The organism is Candidatus Neomarinimicrobiota bacterium (genome assembly GCA_030743815.1).
Classification (GTDB): domain Bacteria; phylum Fidelibacterota; class Marinisomatia; order Marinisomatales; family S15-B10; genus UBA2146.
In genome coordinates this window covers 1-7993 of record JASLRT010000121.1, presented here as the reverse complement: position 1 = coordinate 7993, position 7993 = coordinate 1, and the positions used below count along the sequence as shown (strand labels likewise).

Below are 7993 nucleotides of genomic sequence, written 5' to 3'. Positions count from 1 at the left end.
TTCAATAACTTTATTCACGGGCTTATTGTCTCCGATGCGGCGGACTTCGTAATTGCTCTTGTTGATTTCAACGAGATCGCCGTCATCAAGATAAACAACGTTACGAGTGTGGGGTATAATGGGCGAAGCATCAGAAGCGAGAAAAAACTCTTCTTCGCCGATACCGAGAACCAGCGGACTTCCCATCCTAGCCGCAATCAAGGAATCGGGTTCGTCAGCGCTGATCACCACAATACCATAGGTGCCAACAACATCCTGAAGTGCTGCCTGAACGGCTTCGGCTAAAGTCATTTCGTCAGCGTGATAAAATCTACCAATCAGTTGAACCAAGACCTCTGTATCCGTCTCAGTTTCAAACTTTACGCCCTCCCTCTCCAGTAGCTTGCGCAGAGAATCGTAGTTTTCGATGATGCCGTTATGAACAAGGGCAATCTTGCCTGTCTCGTCCAAATGAGGGTGCGCATTGGTATCACTGGGGGCGCCGTGAGTGGCCCAGCGTGTATGACCTATCCCAATATTACCCCGCAAGGTCGACTCGTCCACGTTCTTCTCCAGACGAGCTACCTTACCCTCATTCTTTACAATTTTAACTCCGGTCGAGTCAACGGTGGCGATTCCCGCCGAATCGTAACCCCTGTATTCCAGCCGCTTCAACCCCTTAATCACGATAGGGACAGAATCCTGATGACCAATATATCCTATAATCCCGCACATATCTGAATCTCCTGAGCTGTTTTCCGATTATTCCCCGTTAACCTTACTCCCATTCGATAGTGCTGGGAGGCTTTGAACTGATATCGTAAACCACTCGGTTGACACCCTTGACCGAATTGACAATTTTATTGGAAATTTCTGCCTGAACTTCATATGGCATCCGGTACCAATCAGCCGTCATACCATCAAGACTTGTGACAGCCCTCAATGAGATAAGATTGGCATATGTCCTCTGATCTCCCATAACTCCCACAGTTTTCACAGGCACCAGCACACAGAACGCCTGCCATATGTCGTCATAAATACCCCTATCTTTCAAAGCTTGGATGAAGATCGCATCTGCTTCTCTCAGCATAGTCAATCGATCAGCTGTGATTTCACCAATGATACGGACTGCCAAGCCGGGCCCCGGAAATGGATGTCTACCGAGAATTGCATCCGAGATACCGAGTGTTTTCCCTACTTCACGCACCTCGTCCTTAAAAAGTTCCCGTAGGGGCTCAATCAAGTCGAAAGTCATGTCCGCAGGAAGAGCACCCACGTTGTGATGCGATTTAATCAGATCAGCGGTACCGAGAACTCCTCCGCTCTCGATGACATCGGGATAAAGAGTGCCCTGAGCCAGAAGATCAGCACCCTTGTGCGACTCGGCAACTTTCTCGAAGGCACGGATGAATTGTTCACCGATGATAGCTCTCTTTTCCTCAGGATCTGTCACACCCTTCAGTTTAGCCAGGAACTGATCTGAATAATCGTGACACTCAATGGGAATATCCAACCCATGCTGGAGTGTGTCAGTTATGTATCTACCTTCGTCTTTCCTGAGAAGACCGTGATCGACGAATACCGCTTTCAAGTGGCCATCGATAGCTGAATGCAGCAATTTTGCCGCTACGGCGGAATCGACACCGCCACTCACGCCACATATTACAGTTTTTTCTCCTACCGTCTGCCTGATATCGGCTACTGTCTCTTCAACAAAGGATGCGGATGTCCAATCGCCGCGGCACCGGGTGATATTAAAAAGAAAATTAGTGAGGATCTTGATCCCTTCGGCTGTATGGGCAACTTCGGGGTGAAACTGGGTACCAAATATAGGCCGTGCCGAATGTTCGACTGCGGCGATAATCTGATTGGCGGATTTTGCCGCTACAATCCAGCCGTCCGGGACGCTGTCAACAATGTCGCCGTGACTCATCCAGACCTGCGTGTTATTTGACACGCCATCCAGCAAACGGCTGGAAGCGTCGTGGCTGATGGTGGCAAAACCATACTCCCCCTGACTGTTGGAGTGCACTTCTCCCCCGAAATGATCCACCAGCAGTTGAAGCCCGTAGCATATACCGAGGATGGGAACCTTCATATCGAGCAGGTTTTCATCGAAACGGGGCGCCTTTTCCGCGTAGACGCTGGATGGACCGCCCGAAAGGACAATTGCTACGGGATCTACCGTCTTCACATCGGAGAAAGAGACCTTATGCGGCACGATTTCTGAATAGACATTGTTCTCGCGTACCCGGCGCGCAATAAGCTGCGTGTACTGGGAACCAAAATCTACGATGAGGACGGTTTCTCTATCGGATGTCATTCTTAAATACACTCCATTTATCCAGTTCGGTCAGACAGCGGTGATCAGTCAGGTTGTAGTGCAGAGGTGTGACAGATACGTAACCCTCTCTCAAGGCGATATCATCCAGATCCAGATTTTCTTCAGATTCAACCAGTCGGCCGTCCATCCAGTAATAGATTCTCTGTCGCGGATCTATGCGTCTGTCAAAAGCTTCTTCGTAATAGCTGTCGCCTTGCTTCGTCAATCGAATTCCCTTGATCGCTTTCTTTTCTAAATCAGGAACGTTGATGTTCAGGGCTGTGCCGGATGACAGGCCGTTGCGGAGTACAATTGAACCAAACTCATACGCAACTTCAGCCGCATAGCTGTAGTCAGTATCTACCCATGTATCAAGAGAGACAGCGATTGACGGCACCCCCAGAATTACACCTTCCGTGGCGGCTGATACCGTACCTGAATAGATGATACTCATGCCTACGTTAGCGCCGCGATTGACCCCCGATACGATAAGATCAGGGCAATTATCCAGAAGCGCCTTAACGCCGAGCTTGACGCAATCGGCAGGTGTCCCACCAACAGCATAACCAGCAAAGCTATCCCCCCTCGTGATCTCACGAATCCTGATAGGATCTGATATTGTGATGGCATGTCCCACTGCGCTCTTCTCTGTCTCCGGTGCCACCACAACAGTGCGGCCTAGATTTTTCATTGACTGCTGTAAGGCGAGAATCCCTTTGGAATGGATACCGTCGTCATTGGTAATCAGGATGGTCGACTCAGGCATAGGCAAAGTTCATAATTTTTATCAACACGTCGCGTAACTCCTTCCTGCTAACTATCCGGTCAACAAAACCCTTTTCGAGCAGAAACTCGGCCCGCTGGAAACCGGTAGGAAGATCCTCTCCAATCGTCTGTTTTATCACCCTTGGTCCTGCGAATCCGATGAGAGCGCCGGGTTCGGCCAAGATAACATCCCCCAACATACCGTAGCTTGCACTTACACCGCCTGTTGTTGGATCCGTGAGTAGTGAGATGTGTAGTCCTCCGGATTGAGAAAAGCGTGCCAGCTTAGCCGAAGTTTTTGCCATTTGCATCAAAGAGTAGATTCCTTCTTGCATTCTTGCGCCACCGGAGGCTGATACAGTGATCACTGCATGTTCTTCTTTAATAGCATAATCGATGGCACGGGACAGTTTTTCACCCACAACCGAACCCATACTCCCGCCTATAAATGAAAAATCCATCACACCCACCACTACCCGGTAATTACCGAGCGGACCAACCACAGTAGTGAGAACATCCGACGTACCGGTCTTAGCCATGGCTGCCTTAATCTGATCAGTATACTTCTTGTTGGCCCTGAACTTAAGAGGATCACCGGACCTGAGGTGGGGATTCAGTTCTTCGTACGCATGCGTGCCAAAGATGATGTCGAGATAGTCCTTCGGGTTCAGACGGAAATGATACTGGCACTTTGGACAGACCCACATGGTCCTGGCCAGTTCACGCCGGAAAAGAATCTCCTCACATTCAGTACATTTCTCCCATAATCCGTCAGGAACGGCCTTCTTCGGGTCTGTGCTGAGTTTCTGTCTCTGCCTTTTGAACCAAGCGTTCATATCAAAGCAATTTGACCATTATAGAGTTATTTTCCAACATTAGGTACTCCCCCCAATTCCGATACAGTTCTATCTAAAAACGACTGTTTTACACCAGACATTTACCCCGTCATTTTTATAGCGGGGTAATTACAATTTGTCCGCCTTCTCCCAGCGAAGAACCTTGCCCTGTCAGTATAACAAGGAGGCGTACGGATGAGCAAGCCTTCACTCAAGCTTCAGACCACCTCTTCGTCCCCTCTTTGCTATGGAAGGGAAAGAGGGGCGGTCTACCAATTAAAAAACTTAGTTGTACAGGGCTTTGATCAGCATTACAATTCAAAATCTGCCTTCTTCATTTTCTGGAACTTACCAGCAATCAGACTGCTTTCTTTCTGCTCCCGACTCTGAAGTGAGAGATGTAGTTTGGCTCCAGAGTACGGAAATCCTTTTGTTGCCATGCATCAATACTACGAATCGCCAACTCACCCACACGGGCGGCCGATGGAGTTATCGCTTTATAGTAACATTCACCGGGACGTGATGCAATCAATTCGCTGCAACCATAGTGGCATATGAGGGTACCATTTGGGGCCTCCTGCAGCATTTCATCCCAAAGAGAGGAAAGTGGTATTCCCATCTCCGTAGCTGTGTTCTCCTCCATGGAGAAATCCTGGTAATAGATATAGTCTCGGTGTGACCGCAACACTGACCTCACTCTTGCATCACCAGTTTCCACCCCCGAAGCGAGTGTGATCAAGGTCGGCACGGGGACAAGAGGAAGATCCACGGCAAAAGCGAGACCTTTTGCAAAACTGAGTCCGATACGCAGACCGGTAAAGGAACCGGGGCCTATGGATACAGCGATAGCATCAAGATCCTTCAAGTGAAAACTGTTTCTCAGCATGACTTCACGGTAAAACTGGGGAAGTTTTTCAGCATGCTCTTTTTCCAGCTCGGCTTCCTCGAGATCAAGAAGTTTATCCTCCCAAAAAAGGGCTACGCCGCAGACAGAGGTTGCTGTTTCAATAGCTAACAGATTCACGGTGAGTGGGATGGTTAATGGAAATCTTGCGACTTGTTTCTTCGGGACACTCTATCTCTACGCGGAAAGCATCCTTTGGGAGGAAGTGCGGATAACGATCGGCCCATTCAATCACCGCAACTCCCCGGCTGAACAGGTAGTGTTCAATACCTAGATTGATCAACTCCTCTTCCGAATTTATGCGGTAGAAATCAAGATGATAAAGGGGGATCCGCCCCTCCAGCTCATTGACAATCTTGAAAGTGGGAGAATTGACAAACTGCGCCACGCCCAACCCCCGTGCTAATCCCTGTACAAAGGTAGTTTTACCGCTGCCGAGTTCTCCCGAAAGTGCCACCACATCACCCGGCTCAAGTGAAGCGGCCAGCTCCGCGCCCAACAGCACCGTCTCTTCGGGCGATCCAGAGGTAGACGTATGAATCACGCTAACCTGCTTTTCAGAGTAAAGGTCGGAACAAGCATCTCTTCCATTGAAATGCCGCCGTGTTGGAAACTTTCCTCAAATTGATGCAGATATTTCCTGTACTGAGTTGGATAGACAAAATAGACGTCATCTTTGGCGATCAGATAATTGGTACCTGTGATCATTTCCGGCAGTTTAAATTGCGGCGGGCGCTTTACCACCATAGCGTTCTTATCGGAACAATTGAGATTCTTGCCGTACTTGTAGCGAACTCCTGAGGACGTCTCCCGATCAGCCCGTACGCGCACTCCTTTTTTTACTCTAACACTGCCGTGATCCGAAGTGAGAATTACAGTATAGTCTGAATCACTTAGCGTCCGTAAGACGTCGAGCAGCCACGAGTTAGCGAACCACGTTTTAACTGTCGAGCGGTATCCGGATTCATCGGCTATCATCTCCTGCAGGATATCCGACTTTGCGCGATGGTGGGTTAACAGATCAACGGCATTAACCACAAGTGTGATCAGGGGAGTATCCATATATTCCTTAAGATGGCCCAGGAAACTTCTGCCCTCTTTTGCTACACTGACTTTGCGATAGACAAATGGGACATCTTCACCTGTCAGATTCTTTAGCAACCTTTTTAGGAGATCCGGTTCAAACCGGTTCATGCTCGTTTCATCCTTTATCATGTCTTGCCACAGCCTGGGTGTTTTATCTTTTAAGTCAGACAGGAATTCCCCGCTGAATATGGCATTGCGGCAAAAGGGTGTTGCCGAGGGCAACAGTGATAGATGGTAGTCATATTCAACATCGAAATAGCGCTGAATGTCCGACAGAATAGTGAGCGCCTGATCGAGGCGGAAACAGTCCACGAGGAGAAAGAAGACTTTCTTTTTCGTCTTCAGATGCGGCAGGACGAAATCTGTTATAACATCCACTGAAGTAATCGGCCGCATCCCGGGTTCGGACTGGAGCCAGCGTTCATAATTTTCAGAAATGAACTGAGTGAACTTCCGATTGGCACTTTTAAGCTGATCATCAAGTGTATCAGATAATCCAAGATCTTTCCTTTCACCCATTTCAATCTGCCACTGGACGATCCTCAGGTAGAGCTTCCACCAGTCGTCAGCATCCAGTTCTGTCGCCAGAGCAGCTTCGATTTCCTGAAAGTCTTTGAGGTAGCCGGAAGCTGTCCTCTGCTCTAGGATCTGTTCTTCTTCCATTATCTTTTTGCAGGCGAGGAAGATCTGACTGGGGTTGACAGGTTTGGTGAGGTAGCCGGCAGTCTTTGCGGATATAGCTTCGTCCATCAGCCACTCTTCCTCGTTCTTTGTTATCATGATAATGGGAATTGCGAGGTTCACTTCCTTGATCTCATGCAAGGTAGCGATGCCATCCATCCCGGGCATCATCTGATCGAGGAGTACGAGGTCGAACCGACTGCCGCTAATACTCGAGACCGCATCTCTACCGTTGGTAACTGTTTCAACGCTGTAACCTTTTTCCTCCATGTAGAGAATATGAGGTTTCAGCAGTTCTATCTCGTCATCAACCCAGAGAATTCGTCCGCGCAATTTACTCTAACTCCTCTTCTTGATCAGCATCGACTGTTCACCGGCAGTAGATGTGATTCTGGAAGAAGTTCCCGAAGTAGAGGGGCGATCACTTTGCGGTGAGTGTCCAGACACCGTCCCAATCATCGCCGGGAGGATTATCCTTGAAGAATTCACACCGACCAACATATATATTACTCGGATTGGCAGGCCGACGAGAAAACATGTCTTCCAGTTTCTCCGCCTCCTCGAATGCCGCTTGAGCTTTCTTCCATTTCTGGTTGTTATAATAGTCAATCCCTTCGTGAAAAATCGGCACCACCTTTGAGTGCACCTCGTCAAGGTTATCCTTTTCAGCAAGAAGTTCATAGACTGTGACAGGCCTCTTTTTTCCCTTCACCCTAACATTATCCAGAAAGCGCCACTCGAACTCTTCCTTCACTTTCTCATAGGTATTTTCAGCCACTTGAATATAGACACCATATTGCTTCGCGGACGCTTCAAGCCGGGCAGCAATATTGACCGTATCACCCATCATAGTATAGTTCATTCGCATATTTGAACCCATGTTACCCGTCACCATGTTGCCACTATTCAGACCCACCCGATGGCGCAGATCGTGAACAATATCCGGCCACTCCTCTTCTGACATCCATTTCTGGCGTAGTTCAACCAGCCGCGCCTCCATGTCGAGGGCCGTCTGACACGCCAGCAGTTCATGATCCTCTACCGGCACCGGCGCTCCATAAAAGGCAACGATAGCGTCGCCAATATATTTGTCCAATGTACCCCGCCGGGCGAGAAGTATATCGGTCATCTCTGTGAGATATTCATTCATAAGAGCCACCATCCGTTCCGGCTCCAAAACTTCTGAAAAGGCTGAGAAGCTTTGGATATCGGAGAAAAATGCCGTGTGGTAGCCCGCTTCGCCGCCCAGCTTCGGTTCCTGGTGCTCCTCATACATTCGGTCAATAAGCTCTGGGGAGACGTAGGTGCCGAACGTGCTCTTCAGGAAACGCTTGTCTTTCTGCTCAACGATGAATCGATAGAGAACATTCCCAATATAAGTGGCAAAGACCCCGAAGATAGGTGCCACCACGGGTACAA

At 48.9% G+C, this 7993-nt stretch carries 8 protein-coding genes; all 8 read right to left on the bottom strand.

Translation table 11 applies throughout. The features are described 5' to 3' along the window. A partial coding sequence (locus QF669_09580) for a class II glutamine amidotransferase (GenBank protein ID MDP6457680.1) occupies positions 1 to 714 on the bottom strand: 714 nt, incomplete at its 3' end. A gap of 43 nt (positions 715 to 757) precedes the next feature. Beyond that, positions 758 to 2302 (bottom strand): glutamine-hydrolyzing GMP synthase, encoded by a 1545-nt coding sequence (gene guaA / locus QF669_09575; GenBank protein MDP6457679.1) that lies wholly within the window; start codon positions 2300 to 2302, stop codon positions 758 to 760. Next, positions 2289 to 3068, bottom strand: coding sequence for a 5'/3'-nucleotidase SurE (surE, locus tag QF669_09570; GenBank protein ID MDP6457678.1), 780 nt, complete (start codon positions 3066 to 3068; stop codon positions 2289 to 2291). Before surE ends, guaA begins: the two co-directional genes overlap by 14 nt. Next, complete coding sequence (gene accD / locus QF669_09565; protein ID MDP6457677.1) at positions 3061 to 3903, bottom strand: acetyl-CoA carboxylase, carboxyltransferase subunit beta; 843 nt, start codon at positions 3901 to 3903, stop codon at positions 3061 to 3063. The genes surE and accD overlap by 8 nt, the downstream gene beginning before the upstream one ends. Positions 3904 to 4261: 358 nt before the next feature. Then, positions 4262 to 4927 carry a tRNA (adenosine(37)-N6)-threonylcarbamoyltransferase complex dimerization subunit type 1 TsaB gene (gene tsaB / locus QF669_09560; GenBank protein ID MDP6457676.1) on the bottom strand — a complete coding sequence of 222 codons (666 nt, stop codon included), beginning with the start codon at positions 4925 to 4927 and terminating at the stop codon, positions 4262 to 4264. Next, positions 4908 to 5351, bottom strand: coding sequence for a tRNA (adenosine(37)-N6)-threonylcarbamoyltransferase complex ATPase subunit type 1 TsaE (gene tsaE, locus QF669_09555; GenBank protein MDP6457675.1), 444 nt, complete (start codon positions 5349 to 5351; stop codon positions 4908 to 4910). Before tsaE ends, tsaB begins: the two co-directional genes overlap by 20 nt. Continuing rightward, positions 5348 to 6907, bottom strand: a complete 1560-nt coding sequence (locus QF669_09550) for a bifunctional response regulator/alkaline phosphatase family protein (GenBank protein ID MDP6457674.1) — start codon at positions 6905 to 6907, stop codon at positions 5348 to 5350. Before QF669_09550 ends, tsaE begins: the two co-directional genes overlap by 4 nt. Positions 6908 to 6995: 88 nt before the next feature. After that, positions 6996 to 7993: adenylate/guanylate cyclase domain-containing protein (locus QF669_09545; protein ID MDP6457673.1), on the bottom strand; the 998-nt coding region annotated here is incomplete at its 5' end.

Coding starts and splice junctions, on each gene's coding strand:
- guaA (MDP6457679.1), bottom strand. CDS start 2,302: ATGACATCCGATAGAGAAACCGTCCTCATCGTAGATTTTGGTTCCCAG.
- accD (MDP6457677.1), bottom strand. CDS start 3,903: ATGAACGCTTGGTTCAAAAGGCAGAGACAGAAACTCAGCACAGACCCG.
- surE (MDP6457678.1), bottom strand. CDS start 3,068: ATGCCTGAGTCGACCATCCTGATTACCAATGACGACGGTATCCATTCC.